Here is a 26,286-nt window from a genome sequence, read left to right as displayed (position 1 = left end):
TTCCTTATAAATTTAACCCGTCCACATCAAATAATTATTTTCTTTTCCCTGTGCATAAGCCCACTCTGCCACCTTATGTGACCGCTCTTTATCTGTCAGAAATCCCAATACAGAAATTCGATCGACGATGATCATATCCTGTTCTGCATTCCGCTCCTGCCACTTATGCAAAAACTCTTCTGATGCGAGTAGATTACTTTTCTTAGAATTACAGCTTGAATCTGCCAATACGAAGTTATGCCCTGTATCTGATGGATACATAGACCATGGAATGAAATGATCAACGGCGTAATTGCCATTTCGCATCGGTTTACTGCAGTAGAAGCATTTACAGTCTTGCAGCTCGACCAATACATTTGCTACCGCATTCAACTGGTTTCTACTCGGCTCAAACATGAATTGTTCAAGATTAGGTAATTGATTCAAGATGGCTGCATTGCTGCTGTTCTTACGGATAAAGTCAATCCAACGTTTCTGGCAAAGCTCTTCGATGATTTCACTGAACTGTCGTAAGCAAAACATGACTTGAGGCAAAAGGATGAGCTGCTTTCCACACCGATCAAGCTGATATAAAAACTCAAAATTTTGACCGTTGATGTTTTGCAAGTAGCGGACTGGCATGTCTTTTACAGTGCGAGCGACATCTTTAACTAGCTTCAACCACACCAATGAATCTCGTCTTAATAACCCCAAAGAAGAGTAGCTTTGCCGAAGCTGTATAATGCGATTCACAATGGCAGCTTGTTTACCATTGTTTTGATTTAAAATCAGCTGCCCTTCATCATTAAAGGTGTAGGGTACTGCTTGCTTCCAATACAGCTCGATAAACTTCTCAGCGATATCCATATATTCGAGTGATAGACTTTCACCTGAATCTTCACCTTTTTCAATAGCTAATCGGCTTAGGCTAATCAGCAATGCAAATTTATAGGTGCTACTAAAACTACCCGACTGTAAAATCAGCTGAATATTTTTTACAAATTTAAGTTGTTCTTGTGCAGTAGGAATAAAGTCAGGCATGTTTTTTCCAAAGTACATTCAGCCATTTTTCTTGTCGATCAGGTCGCTGATCTACTGTAATCCACTGTTTTAACAACCTAACTCCATTCAACTGATCTAACAATTCATGAGCCTGCTCTTCATTTAAGTCAGTAAACGCCCTACCGCCTTTTACTCTATCTGCTGTTCCATATTTAAAAGACATATAACAAACACCGCCACGGCGTAACGCAGCATGAATACGTTTTAAAACATCAGGGAGACTGTTACGAGCACAATGTAGTAAAGAGGCACATGCCCATACCCCATCATAAACATCGTGCATATCAAGCTCATAAAAACTTTGCTGCTTAACAGGTACTCCTGTCAATTGGGTCGCTCGTTCGACCAATACTTCAGAATAGTCCGTCGCATCCACTTGATAGCCTTTATTTTTAAAAGCCAAAGTGTCACGCCCTGAGCCACAGCCTAAATCCAGGATGCGTGCAGAATCTGGCAACTCAGCTAAAAATGGTTGGTATAGGCTTTCCATATCCACATACAACGTGGCTTGTAAAAATTGATCTGCGTATTGATTGTAATAGTCTATTGTTTTCATATTGGTTGCTTAGGTGCATATTCTTGCCCAATTGGACACTTAATAGTATATCGTACTGGATACAGATTCTTCTTTTAATTGGACACTCTTTGCATCTAAAACGAAATTTAAAAGAAAAAAGTAAAATGATTCCTATGAAAAAAGCGGTTATTGCAGTGAGTTGCTTAAGTATACTTTTGATGGCCTGTTCCTCGCTTCTTAATCCAAGTATTCAGAATTCACTAAAAGAAGTGAGAACATCAAAATTCCTAAAAAATGAAGATAAAACAAAAAACATTGGTGGGATTGATGCAAATAGTAATGGTGTGCGTGATGATATTGAGGGATACATAAAGCTCAAATATGGGAATAACCCTGAATTTGTTAGCGTATATATGCAGTATGCACAAGAATTACGAAGAAAGCTGACTTTGGCTAGTGATGATCGTGAGGTCTATCGTAGAGCGTCACACGAAGTTAGTAGAAAAATGGTTTGTGCTGCGGAAATTGACTATAAAGTTGAGCCTGAAAAAATGTATCGGGACACAATGATCATTTATGCCCTGTCGGTGAATACCAAGCAACGTAAGGCTGAAAGTAATCGTATTAGCTCGTTGGTGAGTGGCATGGTATTCACATTACCAACTGAGGAACACTGCAAAATTAATGAATACGTTTATTAAAGTGTCCAACTTAAAGAAGAATGGGTGTCCAAATACTTATTGATTTTGCACTTAGGCTAAACACTGACCCCAGTCTACTAAAAAACAAAAAAATAAGGGAGCATTTGCTCCCTTATCTTTTTAGTCAAATAAATCTGCTCTTACTTCTTCCAAAGCACGATCTGACTTAAAACGATTACATATCGGGTGAATAATTGCTCCATTTTCTAAAACACCGTAACCACCTTCTGCTTTCGATTCTCGATGATCTACTTCAGTCGATTCAAGGTATAGAGCGCTATCACATACTTCGCAATAGCTCCATGTTTTCCTTTCCTCACGTTGATAAAGATTTCTTTTGGTCGCGAGTGAAAAATTTAGAGGTTTTTTCTTCTTTGTTAGTCTTACTGATTTCACAAAGCTCACAACATCATCCACAATGGTCTCATCATAATCACCACCAAAACGTTCAAGGTAAAAATCATTAAAATTAATATAATCAAATGATTGACTCATCGAAAGAATGACGGTGTTCAAACAAACTTCATCTTCGAAATCTAAATCCATATTGAGTCCAATACAGATAAATGCTTGATAGACGTTTTTCAATCGCTCATGTGATCTGATCCCGCTACCAAACTTACCGACAGTTTCTTTGATCGCCACAGGAATTTTTTCAATTAAACTTTCAACACCACGGCGTGCTCGAGTAAATCCAATAAAATCTATCTTTTTATTCTGTATTTCAAAACAGTCTTCTTGAATTTCACAGACGATAGAGAACCAGGCCAAAAAGGATGTCACTTGAAAACGATTATCTTTATAAAAATATAGTTTTGGGTGTAAGCCCAGACTTGGAATCCGAATACTAATTGCTGGTGTAGCGATACGACACAGCACAACTCTAAGTTTTAGCATTAAATTTTCTACACGCTGACCTTGGTCTATACTCACAGTATTCTGACTAGTATCACCAAACATGATATTCAGGAGTTCATTGACCAAGCCGATTTTTTTACCGTGTGTTAAATCCGGCTCTAAAAGTATTATCTTAAAAAGATGATCATGAATTTGCTCACCCAAAGTAATCACTTCATTTATCCGATCGTAATTCAGTTCAGCCAAGTTGGATTTATTATCGTTTATATAACAACACGCATAAATCACATAAAAAGCATCACTCCCCCTATTCTGTAAATGATATTCTTCATCTGGATCTAATCGCTTCGTATCCGAATTGATTGAACAAAAGGCTTTTCGAGCTTCCTCAGGTGTCCCAATGACTTCAATAAAATTAATTTTGGTTGATTTTAATTTTTGCTGAAACTCAGAATCGTTACATAACTCTTGAAAATCAGCTAATCCACCTAATCGATTACGAATCTGACGAATATCTCGTTTTTGTGGTGCCGTGAATTTTGGGGCTCCTGCTACTTGCTCATCAATAAAGTATCTTTTGATCCAAGCATAGATAATTGAAATCCTGTGCCCACCATCGATGATATAAATATTACCAGCAGCATCTTTCCAATAGCGAACGCATAAATTGACATTACGATCATTCAAACAGTTTAGAATAAACTCCTGAATTTCAGCAGGGCTCCAACACTCTGTGGAGCGTTGATTGTCTGCTTTATATAGTTTTTCTAGGATCTCATGGTTGGCGAAGTCATAAAGTGATATTTCAAAGTTATGGTGCAGATTTGAGTGCGACATTTCGTCAAGCAGCATCATTTTTCTTTGAATAATATTGGTTAAAAGCTTAGTACGAGCCATTTTATTTTCTCTAGGCAATACTTCTCTAGATCTCGTGAGATTACGAAATTAGAAGTAATTAAAATTAAAATCAGTGATAAATGAATTAAAAACTCATCAACTCAGAAGTATCTTTTTGCTAGAGAAAAAACAGATAGAAATAATATAAAGATGCATTTTAAACCTCGTTGATAGATTGTCGTTTGCCAACATCTTTTCCACGAGATGGAGGCAAACCAAATAGGGTGTGGAAATACCGCTCAACGAAACGGCCAGTCAAAGACTGCCCTACCTGGCTTACCATAAAAGCGCCATGTAGACACAAAAGAGCCACTAAAAGCGACTCTTTAGTTCGTTGAGTAACAGGTTTCCACGCCTGGTCACAGATTTTGCTGTAACATCTTTATCTTATGTGCATAAATTCAATTGGTCAAATTTTATGATCAATATTTAATCAATTGATTCAAAAATAATTACCTATATTTTTAGAGGCTTAAGAATACAGATAAGTATCTTATAATTTCTACAATATTTAGTTGCTGTAAACTAATCGCAATGAAACTCTATATATTTAAGCAGCGTGATTTAATAAAGGAAGTAGATTGAAACTGCAAATTTTATCGGATACTCACAATTCTAAATATTCAATATCAGAGCAAGCTGATGTCATTATTCACGCTGGCGATTTTTCTAATCGCTTAAGTGGTGCAATTGAGTTTGCCGAAAAATGTAAATCTCTGAATAAAAAATTTATCTTTGTTTTAGGTAATCATGATTACTACAGCTCTAACTACAGTTCAGTCGTGAATTTCTTGAAAGAAAACTACCCAAAAAATGCACTACTTGATGACAACCATATCAAAATTCAAGATAAAATATTTGTAGGTGGCACGCTGTTTACGAACTTTCGCTCCAATTCTCCACTTATATCTCCTGAGGTGCTTTTACAGTCCCAAAAAGATGCTGAACAATCGATTTATGATTTTGATCAAATCATGATTAGCAATGAAAATAGACCTATAACCGCCGATGACTACATAAAACTATTTAACAAATATCATCAAAATATTTTGCAGTTTAGAGGGCAAGATCATGTGATCGTTATTACGCATTTTCCACCTCATTTAGCTTGTCTTGATCCATATTGGGGTACGCACCCTGTTGCATCAGCCCTCAATCCCTATTTTATTAATGACCTAGATGTAAAAGGGTTTAAGTTATGGATTGCAGGACATACGCATACATCAGTGGATACTGTAGTCGATGGATGTAGATTAGTGATCAATCCTTTGGGTTATCCACCAGAGCAAGGTAAAAATGGGTTTAGAGAAAATTTGATCATCGAAGTTTAAATAGATATTTTTTCTGAAACCTTTTTAAAGCATCAGATAACTCGATTTTAAAATTGTCTGCAATATTAATGATGAAGCATTAGTCCTATCAAAACCTAAAATAAGTGTCGTCACATGTTTTTTGGTACTCAATAGTGCTGTTAGGACTTTTAAGCTTTAGCTCATAGTTAGAATTAGTATAAAATTACATAACACCAATAAAGTTTTATGGCAAAATGAGAAGACCGATCGATTTTAAAAATATTGAACAAAGATCACGCCCAATTATTGAAGTTATACCTATGGCATTTGACAACAGTCAAGCAACACAACGTATTGTACTACATCATTTAAAACGTGTAATTCATCAACATAGAGATGAACTACAAAAGCTTGCCTATAAATAAAGCTCATTATCCACGTTTAAATGTTCATACCTATATTTGGCCACTTTTTCCACTACATCAATTTATTTCAAATTTTCTGTGATACTGATAATGAAATTTATACCACATCCGAACTAGGAGAAACTCATGTCGATTCCTTTAGATCCTGAAAATGATTGGAAGAATAAAATTGCAGATCAAATACTTAAAGATCTACTCGATATCCATAAAATCCAAGGTAATACTATTAAAAAAATGAAAGCAGACCAAAATGGTGTTTTCTATGTAGAAGAGGAAATATCAATTGATGACGTACTCAAGCAATTTTGAACTCTGCTCATTGAAACGATATAAAGCGCTTGAATTTTATATTTAAAAGCTTAACCAAATTGTATCACCTGTAGATGCGTACATAGCTTCAGCAGTTTCTTTCAACACATCTCTATCATCCGTTTCCATTGATAATTCATCACATGCAGGATATCTACTATCGCTTGTAGAAGATAAGCTGGATTGAACAATAGACTCATCTCAAACAAGTGGAACCACCTCTCTCTAAACACCAGCCTTACTCTAAAAAGACCCGTGTTCCACAACCGACATCGCTAGAACACACGGAATATAATCCTCAGAATTTAGAACAACCGAAGACAAAGATCTGGCCTTGGATTATTTTTGGAATATTGTGTTTTATGGTGGGTGCCGTCATTTTTTAGCAAGAACAGCATTGTATTTTAATCAAAAAAAATGCCCACACGGATGAATGGGCAAACTAAGGAATATGCAATTAATATCCTTCAGAAACTCCAGCGCAATTCTCGCTACTTTCAGTAAGCGACTGTAGCTCAATCATGATGATCTGACTCAATCGAGTCGAGGTAAATCAATCCATCACAAATGGAGTAGAAATTATGCTTGATCACATTCTTGGTTAATGCTGAAAAGTCTTTGGGTTTTGATCAATAAATAGAAGTGCCGATGACTACCCTCAACTTTACTTATTTTCACATAGCAACCAATCGAGAGCACTCATTTTTACAATACCATTATAATTTGCTTCAGTCCCTATCGTGTCTAAGGTAAGTAAATATTTGGGATACGAATCAGAAATTTTCTGTAATGGACGTAACTCTCGGCTGAGTGTCTCCTCATTGAGCGTTTCTAATGCCACCTGATAATAAGTTAAATTCTGTAAAGTATCGACAGCAACAAAATCAATTTCATATTCATCAACCCGCCCTACATAGACCGTATAACCTCGTCTGACAAGCTCAAGATAAATCACATTTTCTAAGATATGACCTTGATCAGCATTAGCATCAGGCAACATAATCCGGCGCAATCCGACATCAACTAAATAGTATTTTTCAGAGGATTGTAATAACTCACGCCCGCGTACTTTAAATTGTGCGGCACTATAAAATAACAAACTGTCCTGTAAGCCCTGAATATAGCGTTTTACTGTTTCAAATGAAATCTTAACCCCACTTGAAACAAAGGTATTTTTAATTTTATTAATGGAAATAGGTGAGCCTGTCACGCTTGCCAAATATCTTGCGACACGCTCGAGAGAGTTAATATCGGCAGTATTCAAACGGGGAATAACGTCTTTAAACATTACACTGGCATAAACCGCTTGCAAGTAATCATAAGTTTCCTGCTGGCTAGTCATGGCAAGCGTATAAGGGAAACTACTGCGCGTATACATGGCATACAAATCACGATTGGATAATTGTTGGATGATCGGATTATTTTCAATATGCCACTGTTTAAATTCTTGGAATGACAGAGGTAGAACGTGTTGCTCGATATAGCGTCCTGTAAGTAAAGTCGCAAGTTCTCCACTTAGAAAGAATGCATTTGAGCCTGTAATATATAAATCGATATAATCCCGAACATATAAGGAGTCGACTACTTTCTCAAAATTTGTAACATGTTGTATTTCATCTAAAAAAACGTAGTTTTTTTTACTTTTATCAACTTTGGACAATACATAATCATGTAGTTTACGGTAATCGGTGAGTTCTTCAAATTCCATAAATTCGAAGTTGATGGCAATGATGTTTTCGGCTTGTACACCCTGTGCTTTTAGGTCTTGTTGAAACATCGCCAATAAGGTGGATTTTCCAGAGCGACGCACACCTGAAAGTACTTTAATGACATCACGGTCTTGCCATGTATTCAGAAATTTTAAGTAGCCATCACGTCGAATATTAGCGCTTCTCATTGTTTACACTTGAAATCTAAAGTTTTAATTAATTCTATCAAAGTTTAGAACCTAGATGTAAAAATATTCAATTTTAAAAAAAATTTAAAGTTTAAGTGAAACATTCAAAGCTACTGTTGAAGCATGCAAACAGTAGATCTGATCAAAATCCAAATTCTGTCTTTTTGATTATTTTCCATGTTATGTTATTTCATTGATGCTACGAGTTAACTGCTATATAAATTAAGTGAAAAGTAAAAGGAATTAATATGTTAACTAGAGTGGAACTCATTTTTGTTGTGCTGATGGTCTCAGCCTTAATCCTCATTGCTTATGAAATGCTAAAAGGTTTATTTTAGGGCATCTATACAATTTTTGATCAAAAAAAAGCCCACAGAGGGAATCTATGGGCGAAACTAAGGACCTTGACGGTCATTCAGAAACTACAGCTAGTTTCTGGTTGTGATTCTAAAGTGAATTAAAAACAACCACATTGGCTGAATATATCAAAAGTTAAATCATTGATAAATTTTAGAAAATTAATTTACCCCCTCTGCTGCTCAATACAGTAATTCACCAAACAAATCCGCTCTAATCTCTTCCAGGCTCAGATCTGATTTCATCCTATTACAGATGGGATGAACTAGCAGGCCATTCTCTAGAACGCCTTGCCCACCTACGGCTTTGGCAATCCTATGATCCGATTCAGTAGAATCAAGATAGATCAATCCATCACAAATGAGGCAAAAGTTATGATTACCCACCAGAAAATTGTGCTTAAGCAGACTCTTGGTTAATGCCGAAAAGGCCTTTGGCTTTGACCGAGAAATTGGACTAATCGACTCCACATATCCCACCACATTCTTGACTACTGCATCATCATAACCACCCAAAAACCTTTCGACATAGAACTCGTTAAAGTTTATGTACTTGAAGGCCTTAGACATGGACAGAATAAAGGTATTCAGGCATTTCTCATCATCAAGATCAACATCCATTTCCAAGCTTAAGCAAATAAAGGCTTTATAGACAATTTGTAGCCGATCATAGCCCTTGATACCACTGCCGAACTTGCCGACCGTTTCGGTGGTCGCCACGGGGAAATTGGCGATCAAGAACTCAATACTACGGCGTACCCGGGTGAAGTCCTTGAAACTAATCGTTCGATGATGAATCTGCATGCGGCTTTCATGAATTTCATACACAATTGAAAACCATGCAAGAAAAGAAGTAATCTGAAAACGCTGATCCTTATAAAAATATAAGTATGGATGTAAGCCCAAACTCGGAACCCCAGCATTTTTTACAGGCGTCGCTATTCTGCAAAGAATAGTCAACAGATGCGACATTAGGTTTTCAACGCGCTCCCCCTGATTCAGACTCATAATATTATGAATCTGATCACCCGCAATGATATTCATCAGCTCATTGACCAAGCCAATTTTTTTGCCATGACTCATTTCATTGTCTAATAAAATGGTCGAAAAAAGTAGCTGGTGGATCCTCTCCCCTAACTCAATCAACTCATTTAAACGTGTATATTGGAGCTCTTCTAGGTTAGATTTATTGTCATTGATATAACAACAGGCATAGATCGCATAATACGCGTCACTACCGCGATTTCTTAGGTGATATTCCTCATATTTATCTAAACGTTTAGTATCTGAGTTAATCGATTGAAATACCCGTCGCGCATCTTCCGGAGTTCCCAGTACCTGCCTGAAACTGATTTTAATATCGCCTAATTTCGATTTTTTTTCTGCGAATTCGGCATCAGTACAAATTTTTTGAAAATCAGCGAGATCTCCTAAATAATTGCGGAGGTAACGAATATCTTGTTTTTGTGGATCATTGAAATTAGGTGATTGAGTGACTTGCTCATCCGCAAAATATCTATTAATCCACGCATAGATACAGGAAAGACGATGTGCTCCATCAATAATGTAAATATTGCCGTGTATATCTTTCCAATACAAAATGCATAAATTGATGTTTTGATCTTCTGTGCAATCCTCAATAAAGTTTGCAATTTCTTGCACGCTCCAACATTCCGTAGAACGCTGGTTATCCGCCTTAAATAAACATTTGATGATTGGATGCTTTTCAAAATCAGTCAGTGCCACTTCAAAATTGTCACGCTGCATTGAAGGTGACATTTCTTCTGGCAACATGACTTTACGCTGAATAATATTGGTCAATAGTCGTGTAGAACCCATTTCTTATTTTCTCCAGGCAACACTTTCCTACTTTCGCTCAAGTACGAAATTTGAAAATGTATATAGTTCGATTTGGTTAAAGCTGTGAATTAAATGACCGTCAATATCCAGTCAGCGCTAACAAAAGAGACCTAAGAGAAATGGGGGGATTAGATAATAAAATCTTCATGTTTAGTACCTGTAGTTTAGAATTAACTATCTACAACCATCTTTTCCACGAGATGGAGGTAGACCAAACAGGGGTGGAAATACCGCACTACAGAAGACGGCCAGTCATAGACTGCCCTGCCTGGCCTACCATAATGGCAAACTAAGCATAATAAGCACAAAAAACCGCTAAAGCGGTTTTAATGCTTCTGTAGTAATTTTCAGGTTTCCACGCCCGATTACAGATTTTGCTGTAACGTAATTATCATATGGGTATCTTTTTCTTTGGTCAAACCGAATTAGAATTTTTTTATTCATTTTTAAATAAAAAAATATAAATCGATAACATATGGATCAAATTGAAAGCAAAGAACAAATCAAAGTCGCTGATTCCTAGGCCCATTAGGTTGAACGATATATGCTTAGGCTATTTGCACAAGGAAGGATGCTATACGGCTTCTAGCAGCATATTAAATGCAAGGTATGATGTAGTCAGGTAAATGATATTTATGCACACGTAGCTGTCTTGAACAAATTCACAGAATTTGGCTGCACTTATACCCAAATTGTCACTTGAATTTAGCTCAATTAGGGTAGCGCTGTCTTTCAAAACTTTATGTAATAAAGCGTGCGTAAGTCATATTTACTTAAATTCTGATATGATCTCTAATCACCAAATATCGTACACTCAACCATGCTAGTACCCATCGCACGGCGCTTAATGACGCTTGTTGAGACATAATTCTAAAATAATCATATTTATTATGTTTCATCACTATCGGAAAAAACTGATGTTCTGTAAGGATTGAAAGCATAGGTTCATCCTCTGCCGTAAAATGCATCAATACTTTTGTTACATTACTTTCATACAACCATTTTTTTATTAACCAATTATAAGTTTCTGATTGGTTTTGTTCTAAATAATCAAATCGCTCTAAAATCTCTTGTGCAGAATTAAAATCTACAGCACTGAGTAATTCAGGCAAACGTGCTAACTTTCCTTGTGTCGATAATGGATGTCTTCCTATATTTGAACCACGTTTACCTGACGGAATGTTTGCCATCATAATTAAAGCTTTCTTCCAGGACTCAATATCTAATCGTGGCTGCCCCTGCCCAGAAATAAGATACCGCTCAATATCTTCAAACTTTTGAAATAATTCGTGTTTAATTACTTTTCCAGTCGAATTCCCTCTTTTTTGAGCATAGATGACCCACCTCTGACTTTGTCTTTTTTTGAGTACATATTTTTCGATGGTGTCTCTCAACTCATATTTTAGATTACCATTCTGTTGATGAATCGCTTGGAAATGCCTGAATAAATTACTCCGACTCATGACTCGCTTAAAAAATGCAGTATGTAAATTGGGTTGCTGTTGTTGCATGCTATAGGCATAAGTAGCCAGAAATAAGATATGAACATAATGCTTTAATGTTGTCGATTCATGTAAATGTCCAAGCACTCGACTAATCGCCTTAATCCCTTGCCCAACCTGTCCTTCATTGCCTACTAGCGTATTAAATTGCTCATTCGATGGCATCCAATTTTGTAGCCATGGCAATTCTATCGTGAGCGCTTTAAAATCCACCACTGTTTGCAAACACTTTAAAGTATATGTACTTGCAAACGTATGTCTTAAATGATGTAAGCTGAGATCAACATCTCCAGTGACTTTCTTTAATATTTGAGATATTTGAGCAAAAAAAGGCCTATGCTCACTATTCTCATCAGACATTAATATCGAATATTTTTTATTCTTATAAATATCATTTAATCCATTTTGAATCGTCTGACTTAATAAATTCATCGGAACAACACGTTCTGATCCAAGTGTTTTTAACTGATGCTCACCATAAGGACGAATTCGGAGCATATCCTCATCAATATCTAAGGGCCGTAAATGAAGTGTCTCTGAACGGCGTACACCCATCGCTGCAGATAAACGAAAATGACGCTGAATCTCTAGACGTAAAGCAGCATCATTCACCCCAGATTCTACAGATTGTAATATTTGAACGATCTGCTGCACTTCATTTTTTGAAAAAACTTTAGCACTTGCTTGATGCGCTGTACGCTTGTGTAACTTTATACGATTATCATTTAACTGAATTAAAAAATCTCTAAAGCGATTCCACGCAGCGAGATGCTTGCGGTGTGGAAAATGCTCTTGCGTCAACTCCATCCATTTTTGAAATACATCTTCATCAATCTGGCTATCTTTTGTTAAATCTTCTGAAAACCCCAATATACCTGCACTGACGATGGCCAAATGTAGATGAATCATATTTCGATTCTGTAGACTTAACTCTTCTGCATCACAGCGTAAAATCAGCCATCGCACAAAGCACGTTAATAAATTGACTGAGTAGTGATTCGTTTCATTATTGGCAAGCTGTTTAAGCCAAATGCTTGATCTAGATTCACCTTTTAGTTGCTGAATCATCGCTAAAATATCAGACAAATGTAGTTGCTCATCGTCTATTTCTATTTCACTTTCTGGCTCAGTGCTATCTAAATTTGTGGTTAATTTTTCATATTCGAATAAGCGTAATAATTCATTTATTGAAAGATCTTCAGTCAGGACTTGGCCTGATATATAACCTGCAATCAACGGAGTGCTATTTAACATCACATTTTGCTGTAAAGCTTTCAACCATTGAGCTAACGATAGAGTTGACTTAACCCCTATTTGTTTTAAATATGTATTAAAACACTTTTGCCAATCCTTTCTTTGTAGATCTTTTGACTTTGCTAAAATCTCTTTTAATCGGGGCTGTAGATATTGTCGGTCTACTAAAATTAAAGTCGAGACATAAGGACTTAACAGTACTGTACGGCGTTTCTTCGTCACAGATCTATCATTATTCACTGCCAGCTCAATAAGCCGACTATATCCCATAGCGACTATAGGCTGATCAGAAGCAATAAACTCTAACATTGCTTGTAAATGGCTTACTCTGCACAATTGTGAATACATCGAGAGTACAACCAGCAAACGTCCTATTTCAACATCACAATTTTGATGTTCAGGTAAATGTTCTAAATCCTTCTGAATATGATCAAGTAAGTTTTGTTCAATATAACCCCATGTACTAAAACTATTTTCAGATGTCAGCCATGTACGATGAGCTTTTTGAGGAAGTTGAACGAATAAAGGAATTTTCGTTTTATCGCGAATATAAGCACAATATGCCTTGATCGCTTCTGGCAAATCAATGTTTGTATTTTTAGCTAAATGTGAAGCTAATACATGTCCAAGCTCTAAAGCTACTTGTGGCTCAGGATTTTCCCCAAAAATCAACGGACAATAGGACTTATACTCTGAGTTTTTCAGCCATTCTTTTACATCATTTTCTGAATATTGTATTCTCGGCTTCGTCTCTACTTGAGCTGTTTTAGTCTCTTGGGTTAAAACAAATGTTGGAATATGCTTGATTTTAAAAAAATCAAAACCTTCAAGACATTCGAAACCTAATTGTTTTTGCAGGTTTTCTTGTACATCAAGCCACTGTTGTTTAAAAACTGATACAGGAAATACGGATAATATATCCCATGGATGACGACCCCGTATCCAGTGCCCAAGTCCAGCGTCCTTGAACCTCCCAGGTAACTGATTACGATCAGAGCGAACCAACTTCCGTGCCCAATTTCTAACTAAATCTTTAATCTGATGAGGATCATACAGTTGCACAGCATAAGATGATAAATCAACACGTAGCTCAATTTGCTCCCCCAACATTCCCATCAAACCACGTAAACTTTGAATCTGTTTGATCAATGCTGGAGTCAATGGCACATAACGATCAGTTGATTCATTTTGATGATGCTTATCTTGAATCAAGGCCCAGCCTTGCTGACTGATCCACTTTGGAAAGGGTTGTTTAATACCTCGACCAGCTGTGGCAAGATTTATCCATAATTCCGTATATGACATTAAGTATTTCAAGAACATCTGCCAATCTTTCTGTTCATTGGCTTGATATATATAATTTTTTATTCGTGCAATTTCATTTTTTATTTCAATAATCTTTATCCCAATCGGACTCCCCACGCGTCCACTAGAAGAGTGTCTATATTCAGGAATATCAATATTTAGCTTTCTTAAACAATCCGCCCAAAGTTGCTCAAGTTGCCTCTGTTCAAAAGAGGCATAATGAATCAAGTTATCATAATTTCGACCTGATGCATTAGTCACTGCTTTAACGACAGCTAAATCACCTTGGCTATGCTCATATAACAACCGTGGAAGAATATCTCGAATGCTTTTGAGGCTGACTTCTAGCTCTTGAGGTACACTGTTAATTAATCTTCTAACTTCGCGTTCAACTGCCAGTTGACGGGTCGTAATCCCAAGATTTTTGACTTGACTCACCAAATCATTGAGTTCACTTGGTAAAACCAAATGTAATTCATTGGTCCATGGCACATGAAATTTAGAATGTTCTGGTTTTTTTTTGAGTGTCGGTGTCCCTGCAAACACACTTAATACATATGCAGATAAAGTATGATTATACTGAATAGCAATATTATTCTGATCTGCATTTTGACTAAAACGAGGCGCTGTTAATTCAGTAACCGAACGTCCTGTGAGTAAACTCAATATTAAAGCTAATTTTGCGCGTAAGATTAAGTTGGCATCAGTATGAGATGGTTGACAGAGCCTAAATACTTCTTGAATTGAATTTAAGGACAATCGCGATTTGGTCCAAACTAAACCAACATTTGCAGCTTCAATATGTTGAGAAGTAGACTTAGATGCATAAAGCCCTCGAATTAAATCGGATTGTTCTGCCAAAAAAAATCTAAACAAGGGCTCCAATGGTGTTTCATCTTCTTCAATCTCATCATCCTCAAATACATCAGAGACTAGACCACGATGAATTTCATCTACATCCTCTAAAGGTTGGATAGCAATACTTAATGAGCCGTATCGTTGCAAGATCAGTTTTCTATGCTTTAAACCTATACGGTGTAAAAATTCTCGACGTTTTGTTTTATTTTTTTGCCGATTATTTTGCCAGATTTGTGATAAAAATAGCTTTAATGCATAATAAATTTTATTTAATTGTTCATCTTTATTATGAACAGACATTAACTGAATCAGTTGTTTCGGGGAATTTTGAAGCAGTGATGCTTTTACATCTTCTAAAATCTGTGTATTACCAGCATCACCTAATAGCCTAATCGCTAAAAAGGCATTGTACACACGAGATCCTTTTTGGTCTTTCAGCTTTATGCTTCCATCACCCTTTAAATAACTACTATAAAGCTCAAGAGCATGTACCCTGTCTTGAAAATGAAAAATTTGCTCTAAAAACCAAATAATTACAGTATCAAAACTCTCATTATTATGATTTTCTCCTGATTTAAGCAAGAGCAAATCACAAATTCCACTGTCTCCAGTAAAGGGGCGCAACGGCGTGGGGTTATGTTTATTTTTATCCGTTGTTTTTGAAAAAAAATGTGAATATTCCTCAGAATACTCTAATGCACTAATGATCTCTAAAGTCTTAAGCTCATCACGAAATTTTGGTAATTCATTATCACCAATCAAGGTGAAAATTCGCTGACAAATGACAACGATACCGGCTAAGCTATAATGTGCACGTAATAAAAATAATGCTCGGAGGAGTTTTTGTTCTTCTATAGGGGTATTCTGGTTTATCCATTCTAGCAGTTGCTGAAAATAAATATTCATAGCCTACTCCTAAGACGATAAATCCATGCTTTCCCAAAGTCTGTTAAAGCTAAAGCAACTTCTGCCGTTGGCGCCAAACGAACAATTTGCTTTTGATATTTTTGATACAGTTCTTCTAGTTGAGGTAAAAGCACAAAAAAGTCAGCTATGTGAAAATAGGGTTGCACAGACTTGCCCAGCTCTTTCACTTTAATTCTTTCTAATGGCAAAAGCTTCTGGGCGATATAACCAGCTAAAACATTTTCGATTAAAAAAGTACCACTCACCACTGGTGGTGCCCAACCTACCAGTTTTTTTACAAAGGAAATAGGCAGCTTATCTAGATAATCCTGTGTATTTAAAAATAAAATCATTTCTTCTGGATCTAAACGCTTTAGCCGAAGTTGGTCTGCAACCACCATCTTGTCCTGTGCTTTATCCATTTTTCCCCAGTGTCTTCTTTTCACACTGTCCTGTAGAGTTTTTACCTTACATAAATCCCTATCGACAGCAAGCAATAACTTACGATATATCGCGAGCAGTAGTAATGCTTGATTTTTAATTTTTTCTGAAAACTCACTGCTTATTTCCCCATTGAGTAACATCATTTTCAAAACTAAAGCTGGGCATGGTTTTTCAAACCTACCTTCAGATATTGTCAATGCATCAATGAGCAATGGTGTCATCATTTTTTTCTGCACAGGTAAATTATTTTTAGCGTTAAAATAATAGAATACCATAGTCCCTAAATTAACAAAGTAAAATCAAATAAATTTTATATTTACTAAATAAGTATCTGGATTATATGATTTATTTACTAACCTTATTTTTATACTAAATCAAAAAGCGTGTACACAGCGCATTGGGTTATGTATCGCCTTTTGAGTTTGAAGCAATGTACTATGATAAGATTAACCCGTTAGGTCACGTGGCCTAACTTAAATAAAAATGTCTCCGACAAACCCGGTACGGTTCATCCTTGTATTTTAGAGTCGTCTGTCTCACGTATTTTTTCGAGTTTATTCTTATTTTCTTGAAATATTCCTAAGTCACCATCTTGTTCAAGTGCAAGTAATGAAAAGATTCCAGAATTTTCAAAATAAGCAACAGAAACAACTCTCCAACCATCTAAATCCATATCTATCCAATCATCGGATTGATATTTATAAATAAAAGTTTTTGAAAACAGGTCCCAAGTATCCAAATTATCAAGATTAGATGCTATATAAAAATTAGATTGGCTGATAGCACAACCAGTAACAAATGTGAAAGATGAATTATTCATTAAATTTTATCTCGACATAGATTATTTAAAAGGTGATCCAAAAACACCAGTAGGTAACGTTCTAGCAGTATTACCTCTAACATCAACTCGAACTCGATAATTAGCAGCTAATCCTTTTGCTTGATGATAGACACGCAATTGGGTAGCTAAATTTGCGGCATTGCATTTTTTATAACACTAGAAACAGCTTTCGCGCCTGCAATTTCAACTTCTACTAAGGGAGCCGTAGCTTCTGGCATATGAATACCTTTTAACGCCTTTTCGTAGATACTGTATTGTCGGTGTATTCTACCATGTTCATTCGTAGCAGTTGGTGTAGCTCCTTCAACACATACTACTAAACCATCACCTTCACTTATCGCATTTGGTAAAGAATTTCTACCCGTCCCTGTTCTAGTACCTAATCTAAAGCATCTGTCTGGAACAACATGGTGCCCAGTTTTACCTAACGGTTTACATGTATCATGGGGTGATAAAGTCTTAATATACATGGTTTATCAAGGTCCTTATCTTTAGGTGGTTTTTCTTTATCGGGTGTCTTTTCTTTTTGGGTATGAGTCGTTGAGGTAGATTTACCCGATTGTATATTTACATCATATCTACCGGTGGGAATGTTGGCCCCATTCGCACCAGCCATACCCAATTGAGGTTGAGGTAATAATTCCTGAAATTTTCTCTGAATTTCATTGCAGAGATCGCTAATGTATTTTTTTATCGCATTCTTTGCATTAGTAATCTCAACTTTGAACTTTTCCAAAGCCGATTTTAAACTACCGCGAACTTTATTGAGGAAACCATTAATAGCTTGAATTAAACGATCAATACATTTGTTTAATGCATTTAATGCTGTTTTTCCCATCTTTTGCCATGGCTTAGACCTGAGCCATGCTTCAGGAGCATTGTTCCATGGGCTTTTTATTTTTAGTTTTTTGAAGGCACTCTCAAAGCCTTCCATCAATTTAAAAATTTTTAATTTATTAGCTTCCTTTGATCTTGCGGCTTTGACAATGGTTTTAACAGCCGAACCAATTTCAGGAATGACTCCAAATGCAGTAAGAGCCAACGCTTTATAGTTATCAGATGATTTACCATTTTCTTTTGAAAGGTCTATTAGATTCGCTATTAGGTCTCTAACATCACAAACCTGATCAACCACAGGAATCATACTGATTAAACCACTAACAATGATTTGTGACATCGTAGGATTCTTATTGAAATCACCCTTTAACATTCCCCAAATCCAGCTACTTTTATCTATTACAGCCACCGCAATATTATGATTTGTCACACTCTCGTTAATCGCAGCTTGACCTTGATAAAAGAATATTTTTTCCCACCACGATAGATTCGGATCTGGTTTACTTGTGTCATATTCTCTATATGTAAGATAGTTAGCTGGGCTATCCTGAATATGTTGTGCAAGTTTTTCAGCACTGTACCAAAACTGTTGCTGTATATCAGTAGAACGGTTAGCAATTTTATTCCAAAAATCTTGATTTTCTGTCGACATTTTATTCTCTAATTTTCATTATTATTCGATATTTCTAAGTCTTGTTGAATAAACCAATCATCAATTTCATGAGGAGGAAAGTCATCTTCAGACTGATCTTCTCCATATTGAATTTTGGCTCTACCAGCTGGAACACCTTTAACAACAGCTTTGCCTTTATCGTCTAATTTACCTTTTTTTCGACTTCCATCTGAAAGTAAAACTTCAAATTCAGCACCTTTTACAGGTGAGCCATCACTATGTAAATATTCTAGAACTAAGTCATCCTTTTTGATTTCAGTAAGTGGTAAGTGTGGTAAAACATAATTTGTTTTACTCCCCCCCCCACAAACTTATGCTGTCCAGCTTTTACCTCAAACTTGCCACTAGTCGTAGGAAATATACCTGAACCATTAATCTTGAGCTGTGAACCGCCTCCAGTTAGGATGAGTTCTTTCGGACTAGTGATATAAACCGTATCTTCTGTTGAAATAATTTGAATCCCTTTACGGGCAATCAAATCCGCTCCATCCCCCTGAGCTTGTATTTCAATCTTACCCTTACCAGCAAACAATCTTGCACCTTCGTGAGCTGCAAATAAACTGATTTTGCTTTGTGCATGTGCAAGTAGACTCTTTTGTGTACTCAAGTTAATGCTATCACCAGCGCTATGACTGATTTGACCATCTGCTGATAGATGTACATCTTCATTGGTCGTTAATGCAATAGAGTTTGGTGAAGTTAATACCATAATGGCTTGTTTAAAGGCTTTTGCTTTAGCCTCACTTTCTTGTTCAATTTGTTCTATAAATTGCTTCAGATTGTCTAATACTTCTAAAGGATCGGTTTGTTGATTTTTGGCTACTTCACTGAGGGCTTTAGAATTATTGAGATTGGATTCCAGTTGCGATTTGGTTTCTGCTACATCCAAATGATTGCCTGATGCATTGTCTTGTTTATAGGTAGAAAGGAGTAATCCTTGCTTAGCTCTCAGTGCTCCCCATTGATCTGTTCGCAATTCAAAACCTTCACCACGTCCATCACTCGTGTCTGTCTCTTTCGGATGACTAAGATTACCAAGATTGAGCTGTGATGCCCCATGACTACTTTGTAGTTGTGTGCTGATCTGTCCAGTCGTATCGTCAAAACGAAGTTGGCCAAAGCCATCGCCTTGGACTTCTTTGGAGCGAATCCCTGAAAGCTTCTTGGTATCGGGAAGTTGTCCTTTTTGATCAAACTTAGTTGGACTACGATGTGCTTCATGAATGCGACCAACGACATATGGTCGGTCGATATTGCCATCAAAGAAATTAATCACCACGATCTCACCAATACGCGGTAAGAACCGTGAACCATAACCTTCTCCTGCCCAAGGGGTGAGTACATCTACCCACGCTGAGTCAGTGTCATTATTATTCGCGCCTGAACCATTGTCATGCATATGGTCATCTGTTCGAGTAAACAGAAAACGGACTTTAATCCGTCCCCATTCATCGACATGAATTTCTTCACCCTCGATGCCTACGACTTTAGCACGTTGTGGGTGGGTCTTAGGGCGATCTTCAAGTGGCCTGTAAGGTGGAACAATGTCAATGTTTCGACGTTGTAAAATAAGGTTATTGGCTTGGCGCTCATCTTGATTGTTGGTATGAATTTCGGGCTGTTGCCAATGGCTTTCTTTGAGTAAGGCGGTGACTTGGTCAGTTAGATCTTTAGGCAAATTATTTTGGTTATAAAAAGTCTTTGCGGTGATTAGTAACTCTTGATCGGAACCTTCATGTTGATCAATTTCAGGATGTTCTTTGAACTTAAACCAATACCCGACATGTGCATCACGTACTGTTGAAGTCACACTAAAGTACTTGGCTTGCGAATTGAAGTATTTGCTTAAATTTTCATTCAGTTTTTCAATTTGTTTGTTGCCAGACTGAGTTGCACCATCTTCACCTTTGAGGTCTTGTATCCATGCAGGACTGATGTGAAAGGCTTGTTCTAAGCCTAAACTTGCTACATCTTGATTATCTGAATGCTGATGTTTTGTGAGTACCGAGCCTGCACCTTCTTCTTGTGCTAAAGCATCTGCTTGCCATCTTTGAAGGTGTACCGCAGTTGGTTGTAGAGAACGCAATCCTGTGAATGCTGTGATACTGTCTTGTCGTTCTGTAGCACTACTTCGATGAAAACGAATATTGCGACGATCTAATGCTTGAAATTGGGCATTATCATCAATTAAGCGTAGCTTTTGTGGTTTGATCTGTTCAGATGAACTCCATACTTGATGCTGTGCTTCATCAATCAGTGTAGTTACACCTTCAGAAGCTAAAAGTCGTTTAATAAAGTCGTAGTCGGTTTCATTGCTCTGCATGATGAAGGGACGAACATCATAGCTTTTGCTTAATCCGCTTTTATCTAAGGTTAAGCTAGAAGCGAGTAATGGGCTTTTCACTTAAATCCAAAACATCAAACAAATCAGATGCACTTTCAAATCATGGGTCTTGGTATCATTAATAATAAATTCAGTAGGATTTCCATCCGCATCCACAACTAAATGGATTTTAGAACTATTTCCACCAACGTTATTAGAAATAGCTTGGTCTTTCACTCCTGCCTTATGTTGATGCACTCGCATATGAGAGGCATCAATAGAAACCTATTCTTGATTTGCATCATTTGATATTAATTTAAAGACTTAGACCATTGATTATGCGCCAGCATTGTTGGAATGCATAACAAGTAGGTATGTGGTTTGTCGATTGAATTTTACTTTCTCACTATTTTTTATACAACAAATGTCAACAGCATCTAACTTTTATAAATATATATTATAAAAAAATTGTTTTTAATTAAGATTAATTTTATTACTAGGTATCCCCAAGATTATACTATCAGACATATTTTAAAGAAAAGAAGTGTAGCAAGTTGCTACACTTCTTGATTTTTCTCTACCAACTCTTTCAATAGATTTTCTAATTTTTCTAAACTAGCATCATCAAAATGAGAAATTTTTAAAGAAACCTTTAATAACTTATCATTAAATTTAATATTTCCAGCAACTTTCCCAGCATATTCAATTTTTTTTACAAGCGATGTTGATGGAGAATCGTTATTATCTTGAACTAGATATTTCGTAGCTTGTGCAACAGCCTTAGTTTGCTCAAGTTGGCCATTCTTTACTTTTGTCCAAACAGTTAACAATGCTTTTTCAGCACGTTGTTTTATTTCGTCGTGATCTGCAAGAAATTTTTTAAAAGCTGTTGCAGCAGTTCGACCTAATAACTGGGGCTCATTTACCAAATCATTCAAGATGGCTTTAGGCAACTTTTCAAAAGATAAATATTTATACATGTCTTCGCGATTTAAGCCTAAAGACTTCGCTAAACGTTGTTTATTTTTCTTTAAATTTTCATCCAAACCTACTAGACCAATATAGATTTCGAAGTCTGTTAAATCCTGGCGTTTTAAATTTTCAGCTAGTGTAAGTAGTGAAGCTTCTTCATTATTTGCATCAATAATAATGGCTTCAATGGTCGATTTTTTTAGAATTTCATGCGCACGTAATCGACGTTCACCTGCAATCAGTTCAAATTTTAAATTTTCAAGTTTACGAACAGTGATGGGTTGCAACAAACCAACTTCATCGATCGATTCAGCCAGTTCTTTGATTTCCTGCTCATCAAATTTTCTACGCGGTTGATAAGGACTCCGTGAAATGTCTTCAATGGGGACATTTCGTCTAAATTCCTTTAATTCCTTGATATTATCTTTTTGAGCTAATTGATGCTTTTGAGTATTTTGTTTCAGCTTTTGAGCTAAAAGTTCTTTTGCAGTTGCCATAAAATTCTCAATCAGTTAACTTTAGCTAAAACTTCTTTAGCTAAACTTTCAAAAGCCTTTCGAACCTTTCCACTTTTGTCTAGCTTAAGTAAAGACTGCTGCATAATTGCGGCTTGATTTACTTTTGTACTTTGTGGAATAGTCGTTTCCATAATATAGCCCACTTGCTTAAATGCTTCATCACGAATGAGTTTACAAACATTTTGTCTCTCATCGTGCTTAATAAGTAGTGCACCTAATAATTGTAGCTCCGGATTGATTCGCTTTATTTTTTCTAAATGATTAAGTAAGTCTGTAACACCATATAGACCATATTGTGAGCCAGATTCAATCGGGATAATTACATGTGTTGAAGATGCTAAAGCATTACTCGTCAATAGTTTTAAACTTGGAGGGCAGTCAATTAAAATAAAATCATAAAGATCTTTTAATAGTTCTAATTTTGTAGTGAGTTCTTCTGATGGTCTTGGCGCATCTTCTTTTAATTGGTCCTCAGTTTTTCCTAAATTGAGAGAACCATAAATTAGTGAAACATTATCAAAATTAGTATCTTCTTCTAAAGCGTCAGTAAGTAATGAGACATCACCTACTAATAACTCAGCGGTTGTTACTCCAACTTCACTTGGATGTTTTAAACCAATATGCAAGCTAGCATTTGCTTGAGGATCTAAATCAATCACAAGCACTTTTTTTCCTAAGTTTGCTAGCTCAGAGGCTAAATGAACAACTGTTGTTGTTTTACCACAACCACCCTTGTGATTCGCAACAGCAATAATTTTTGCAGACATACTTGTCAAATCATTCTATATTTAAAATTACTATTAATATAAATAACTTTGGGCTAAGTTACTACACCTTTTAAATTTAAAACAGTCATTTGTATAACGCTAAAGCAATTTTAAATTTAAAGTTTTATATAGCTAGCTTATTTAATAATTAATAGTAATTAATAATTAAGTTAATTAATAATTAAGTTGATATTTTTCATTTAAAAACAATACCATATCAACTTTAAGGTGGAGGGTTTGTCATCTTAAAGTGGAAGAGTTGTCTTCTATAAGTGGAAAAATGATCACTTAAAAGTGGAATATATGTCACTGTAAAGTGGAGTATTTGTCACTTAAAAGTGGAGTATTTGTCACTATGGTGGAATGTTTTTCACTGTTAATTATAAAATATATGTATTATCATTTAAAACATATATAAAACAATTGTTTATGATGTTGATAACTTAATGAATTTAAGTGCAAGAGTGGAAAAAAAATCACTTACAAAAATAATATTGTGGATAAAGTTGCAAGGTTTTTTTTACTACACCTTTTTTTGATATATTCATTGATCTAAGAGTGGAAAGAATTTCACGCACTCACCCTAGAATGCAGATATTTTGTTCTTATGACTAAACTCGATATTTTTTTTTCAGTGATCTGCGTTTTTAAAGGTGGAAAACTTGTCATATCGAAATAGGTTAATTGATTATTTAAAATCCATTATGGGTGTTTATTCATCAATCCGTATTTCTATAAAGAATCAAAAACATCTAAAAGTGGAGTATTTGTCATCTTGGAGTGGAATTTAAAAATACATTTCCACTTTAATGGATTTTTACCTAAATTTGGTGACAAGTATTCCACCTTAGGTTTTTTTAGGTGAAAGTGTTGAATCTTTTTCCACTTTTTTATATAACATGCATAATCAAGTTAAGCACACTTAAAATAGTTAATACACTTTATGTCAGAACTAAGCCATAACAAAGAAGAGCTGGATTCAATCCCGTACTGCATAGGTAATATTCGTCACAATGGGGTTGTAAGTACTAGCAATCGTTTGATACGACCTATTGAATTGTCAGCGAATGAATATAAAGCACTTTTATATGCGATGGCTGTTGCCAATTACGGTGAGAAGAATCATATCGATAAAGAGATTAGTGAACAAACATACATCTATCTGTATAAAGATGATTTAGCTGAATTACTGGGATTAAGTAAGCGAAATTCAATTAATGTAGCCATTGATCGAATTTACAAAGAACTTTCATCCCGTGTGGCGCACTTTGTAATTGAAGAACCTGTAGATGATATAAAGAAAAAGACTAAAAGAGTTCACTCGGTTGTCCCTATTATCCGTGAGTTAAGATGGGAAGATGATTCAAAGAATGCACTTCAAATCAGATTTACCAGTGAAGTATTACCTTACTTTACTCAATTAGCTGGTGGTAATTTTACTACATACCAACTAAAACATTTATTTGCTCTAGATTCAGTTGCAAGTATGAGTCTTTATACCTATTTCATAAAAAACGAATTCAAATTTAAGACTCAAGAAATCTACGAAGTTCCATTATTATTAGAGAATCTCAAAGCTCTAATTGATATAAATGAAACTAAATATGACCGTTGGGTCGATTTTCGACGTTATGTATTAGATAAAATTGTAGCTGAAATTAATGAAAACACCGATCTACAGTTAGAATATGAAACAATTAAAAAAGGACGCCCTATTGTAGGCGTAAAATTTAAACTACATCATCGTGGTTTTGAAAAGCCTGTAATTGAAAATAAAAAGGCCGAAAAATTAAAGATCTACTTAGATGTTCCATTTGAAGATAATGCTGAGGTAAAAGATCTAGGTGCAAAATTCGATACCACTGTACGTTCATGGTATATTTTTAATGATGATGCTAATTATTTACAGCTTGAAAAGTGGTTTAAGACTGTAGGTTGCCTCACAGACTCTCAAGCAAACGTTGTTATCAATGATTCATTATTTCAAATGGATTTTGCTGAAGTTGGAATGAGCTTAAGTGACTTTAAGAGAAAAATGAAAAATAAATTGAAAACTGATAGTAAATTTGTGGAAGACATCAAGGATCGTCTAAATGAAATTTTCGGAAAGGATATTATCTAGGAGTGTAGCAACTTGCTACACTTTTATCGGCTATTCTTAGTTCAAGAAACCACTTATAACTTTAATTAGTAAAACAGTTATATTGAACGTTTATTTCAACAGAGATGGATCCGGAAATTTGAACAACTCCTATAATTGATATTCTGCTCCTCAAATGATGTTATAAACATCAATATATGGAGTATTTTATGGCACGTAGACCAAGAAGAAATCATTCAAACGACTTTAAGGCTAAGGTAGCACTTGCTGCGATCAAAGCAGAAAAAACACATGCTGAATTGAGTTCTGAGTTTAATGTTCATCAAAACCAAATTATTGACTGGAAAAATCAATTGATCTCAGCTTCCTCACAAGCTTTCGATCAATCAAAAGCTCCATCAGAACCCCCCATTGATCTTAAAAAGTTACATGTAAAAATCGGTGAGCAGGCATTAGAAATTGATTTTTTAGAAGGTGTGTTGAAGAAACTGGACTGCTTCAACCACAAAAGTTAATCGACCACTCACTTCAGATTTCAGTATCTAAAAAGCTAAGTTATTGAAAGTCTCTCGTGGTTGTTATTATTATCGCCCAAAACCTGTTAGCTCATCAGATCTGAAACTGATGCGATGTATTGATGAATTACATATGCAATATCCTTTTGCAGGCAGTCGTATGATGCGTGATTTGTTGAATCTTCAAGGGCATCATATAGGACGACGTCATACACGTACTTTAATGAAGAAAATGGGTATTCAGGCGTTATATTGCAAACCAAATTTAAGCCAGGCTAATCAAGCTCACCGTAAATATCCATATCTGCTCAAAGGAT

Annotated in this window: 16 protein-coding genes and 5 pseudogenes; 6 read left to right on the top strand and 15 right to left on the bottom strand. The window is 35.8% G+C overall.

Annotated features, from left to right (window positions below; genetic code table 11):
* Window positions 1-12 precede the first annotated feature (12 nt).
* On the bottom strand, window positions 13-1,020 hold the full coding sequence (locus tag FTV27_RS15455) for an HNH endonuclease domain-containing protein (protein ID WP_180079221.1): 1,008 nt from the start codon (window positions 1,018-1,020) through the stop codon (window positions 13-15).
* Window positions 1,013-1,597 (bottom strand): class I SAM-dependent methyltransferase, encoded by a 585-nt coding sequence (locus FTV27_RS15450; RefSeq protein ID WP_180079220.1) that lies wholly within the window; start codon window positions 1,595-1,597, stop codon window positions 1,013-1,015. The genes FTV27_RS15455 and FTV27_RS15450 overlap by 8 nt, the downstream gene beginning before the upstream one ends.
* Window positions 1,598-1,731: 134 nt before the next feature.
* On the opposite strand from FTV27_RS15450, the gene FTV27_RS15445 reads away from it, so the two are divergent.
* Window positions 1,732-2,259 carry a hypothetical protein gene (locus FTV27_RS15445; RefSeq protein WP_180079219.1) on the top strand — a complete coding sequence of 176 codons (528 nt, stop codon included), beginning with the start codon at window positions 1,732-1,734 and terminating at the stop codon, window positions 2,257-2,259.
* Between the two features lie 120 nt (window positions 2,260-2,379).
* Here FTV27_RS15445 and FTV27_RS15440 read toward each other — a convergent pair whose 3' ends face one another.
* Complete coding sequence (locus FTV27_RS15440; RefSeq protein ID WP_180035930.1) at window positions 2,380-4,014, bottom strand: HNH endonuclease; 1,635 nt, start codon at window positions 4,012-4,014, stop codon at window positions 2,380-2,382.
* A 581-nt stretch (window positions 4,015-4,595) separates the two neighbouring features.
* Here FTV27_RS15440 and FTV27_RS15435 point away from each other — a divergent pair.
* From FTV27_RS15435 to FTV27_RS15425, 3 genes and pseudogenes are all read left to right on the top strand, one after another.
* Entirely contained in the window at window positions 4,596-5,345 is a 750-nt protein-coding gene (locus FTV27_RS15435) for a metallophosphoesterase (protein ID WP_180035931.1), read from the top strand.
* A 512-nt stretch (window positions 5,346-5,857) separates the two neighbouring features.
* Window positions 5,858-6,040: a hypothetical protein gene (locus tag FTV27_RS15430; protein WP_180035932.1), complete on the top strand. Its 183-nt coding sequence runs from the start codon at window positions 5,858-5,860 to the stop codon at window positions 6,038-6,040.
* Window positions 6,041-6,264: 224 nt separating this feature from the next.
* Window positions 6,265-6,426 (top strand): annotated as a pseudogene (locus FTV27_RS15425) (DUF4236 domain-containing protein); the annotation flags it as partial.
* A gap of 138 nt (window positions 6,427-6,564) precedes the next feature.
* Here the strand turns inward: FTV27_RS15425 and FTV27_RS17390 are convergent.
* From FTV27_RS17390 to FTV27_RS15370, 12 genes and pseudogenes are all read right to left on the bottom strand, one after another.
* Window positions 6,565-6,669, bottom strand: a pseudogene (locus FTV27_RS17390) (HNH endonuclease); the annotation flags it as partial.
* Window positions 6,670-6,704: 35 nt separating this feature from the next.
* A complete protein-coding gene (locus FTV27_RS15420; protein ID WP_180079218.1) occupies window positions 6,705-7,937 on the bottom strand; it encodes an ATP-binding protein in 1,233 nt (410 codons plus the stop codon).
* 539 nt (window positions 7,938-8,476) lie between these two features.
* Entirely contained in the window at window positions 8,477-10,132 is a 1,656-nt protein-coding gene (locus FTV27_RS15415) for an HNH endonuclease signature motif containing protein (protein WP_180036179.1), read from the bottom strand.
* 794 nt (window positions 10,133-10,926) lie between these two features.
* A complete protein-coding gene (locus tag FTV27_RS15410) occupies window positions 10,927-15,978 on the bottom strand; it encodes a tyrosine-type recombinase/integrase (protein WP_180079217.1) in 5,052 nt (1,683 codons plus the stop codon).
* Window positions 15,975-16,646 carry a hypothetical protein gene (locus FTV27_RS15405; protein ID WP_180047565.1) on the bottom strand — a complete coding sequence of 224 codons (672 nt, stop codon included), beginning with the start codon at window positions 16,644-16,646 and terminating at the stop codon, window positions 15,975-15,977. The genes FTV27_RS15410 and FTV27_RS15405 overlap by 4 nt, the downstream gene beginning before the upstream one ends.
* Window positions 16,647-16,930: 284 nt before the next feature.
* Window positions 16,931-17,242: a hypothetical protein gene (locus FTV27_RS15400; protein ID WP_180079216.1), complete on the bottom strand. Its 312-nt coding sequence runs from the start codon at window positions 17,240-17,242 to the stop codon at window positions 16,931-16,933.
* A 146-nt stretch (window positions 17,243-17,388) separates the two neighbouring features.
* The gene (locus tag FTV27_RS15395) at window positions 17,389-17,733 is read right to left on the bottom strand and encodes a hypothetical protein (protein ID WP_180079215.1); all 345 of its coding nucleotides are present in this window, start codon (window positions 17,731-17,733) and stop codon (window positions 17,389-17,391) included.
* A complete protein-coding gene (locus FTV27_RS15390) occupies window positions 17,688-18,752 on the bottom strand; it encodes a hypothetical protein (protein WP_180079214.1) in 1,065 nt (354 codons plus the stop codon). The genes FTV27_RS15395 and FTV27_RS15390 overlap by 46 nt, the downstream gene beginning before the upstream one ends.
* A gap of 8 nt (window positions 18,753-18,760) precedes the next feature.
* A pseudogene (locus tag FTV27_RS15385) lies at window positions 18,761-21,174 on the bottom strand (DUF2345 domain-containing protein); the annotation flags it as partial.
* 33 nt (window positions 21,175-21,207) lie between these two features.
* A pseudogene (locus FTV27_RS15380) lies at window positions 21,208-21,420 on the bottom strand (IS5/IS1182 family transposase); the annotation flags it as partial.
* A 233-nt stretch (window positions 21,421-21,653) separates the two neighbouring features.
* On the bottom strand, window positions 21,654-22,565 hold the full coding sequence (locus FTV27_RS15375) for a ParB/RepB/Spo0J family partition protein (protein WP_104442427.1): 912 nt from the start codon (window positions 22,563-22,565) through the stop codon (window positions 21,654-21,656).
* A gap of 11 nt (window positions 22,566-22,576) precedes the next feature.
* Window positions 22,577-23,353: a ParA family protein gene (locus FTV27_RS15370; RefSeq protein WP_078194342.1), complete on the bottom strand. Its 777-nt coding sequence runs from the start codon at window positions 23,351-23,353 to the stop codon at window positions 22,577-22,579.
* Window positions 23,354-24,296: 943 nt separating this feature from the next.
* Between FTV27_RS15370 and FTV27_RS15365 the strand changes: the two genes are divergently transcribed.
* Window positions 24,297-25,475 carry a replication initiation protein gene (locus tag FTV27_RS15365; protein WP_104442428.1) on the top strand — a complete coding sequence of 393 codons (1,179 nt, stop codon included), beginning with the start codon at window positions 24,297-24,299 and terminating at the stop codon, window positions 25,473-25,475.
* 176 nt (window positions 25,476-25,651) lie between these two features.
* A pseudogene (locus tag FTV27_RS15360) lies at window positions 25,652-26,286 on the top strand (IS3 family transposase); the annotation flags it as partial.

The sequence above is a fragment of the Acinetobacter sp. YH12251 genome, from assembly GCF_013417465.1.
GTDB lineage: Bacteria > Pseudomonadota > Gammaproteobacteria > Pseudomonadales > Moraxellaceae > Acinetobacter > Acinetobacter amyesii.
The sequence above is the reverse complement of the archived record's forward strand: the minus strand, read 5'-3'. Positions and strand labels throughout refer to the sequence as shown.

Bases quoted from the DNA above. Each gene is read 5' to 3' on its own strand.
- FTV27_RS15365 (WP_104442428.1), top strand. From the start codon at position 24,297: ATGTCAGAACTAAGCCATAACAAAGAAGAGCTGGATTCAATCCCGTAC.
- FTV27_RS15390 (WP_180079214.1), bottom strand. From the start codon at position 18,752: ATGTCGACAGAAAATCAAGATTTTTGGAATAAAATTGCTAACCGTTCT.
- FTV27_RS15430 (WP_180035932.1), top strand. From the start codon at position 5,858: ATGTCGATTCCTTTAGATCCTGAAAATGATTGGAAGAATAAAATTGCA.
- FTV27_RS15395 (WP_180079215.1), bottom strand. From the start codon at position 17,733: ATGTATATTAAGACTTTATCACCCCATGATACATGTAAACCGTTAGGT.
- FTV27_RS15405 (WP_180047565.1), bottom strand. From the start codon at position 16,646: ATGATGACACCATTGCTCATTGATGCATTGACAATATCTGAAGGTAGG.
- FTV27_RS15420 (WP_180079218.1), bottom strand. From the start codon at position 7,937: ATGAGAAGCGCTAATATTCGACGTGATGGCTACTTAAAATTTCTGAAT.
- FTV27_RS15445 (WP_180079219.1), top strand. From the start codon at position 1,732: ATGAAAAAAGCGGTTATTGCAGTGAGTTGCTTAAGTATACTTTTGATG.
- FTV27_RS15370 (WP_078194342.1), bottom strand. From the start codon at position 23,353: ATGTCTGCAAAAATTATTGCTGTTGCGAATCACAAGGGTGGTTGTGGT.
- FTV27_RS15440 (WP_180035930.1), bottom strand. From the start codon at position 4,014: ATGGCTCGTACTAAGCTTTTAACCAATATTATTCAAAGAAAAATGATG.
- FTV27_RS15375 (WP_104442427.1), bottom strand. From the start codon at position 22,565: ATGGCAACTGCAAAAGAACTTTTAGCTCAAAAGCTGAAACAAAATACT.
- FTV27_RS15450 (WP_180079220.1), bottom strand. From the start codon at position 1,597: ATGAAAACAATAGACTATTACAATCAATACGCAGATCAATTTTTACAA.
- FTV27_RS15415 (WP_180036179.1), bottom strand. From the start codon at position 10,132: ATGGGTTCTACACGACTATTGACCAATATTATTCAGCGTAAAGTCATG.
- FTV27_RS15455 (WP_180079221.1), bottom strand. From the start codon at position 1,020: ATGCCTGACTTTATTCCTACTGCACAAGAACAACTTAAATTTGTAAAA.
- FTV27_RS15400 (WP_180079216.1), bottom strand. From the start codon at position 17,242: ATGAATAATTCATCTTTCACATTTGTTACTGGTTGTGCTATCAGCCAA.
- FTV27_RS15410 (WP_180079217.1), bottom strand. From the start codon at position 15,978: ATGAATATTTATTTTCAGCAACTGCTAGAATGGATAAACCAGAATACC.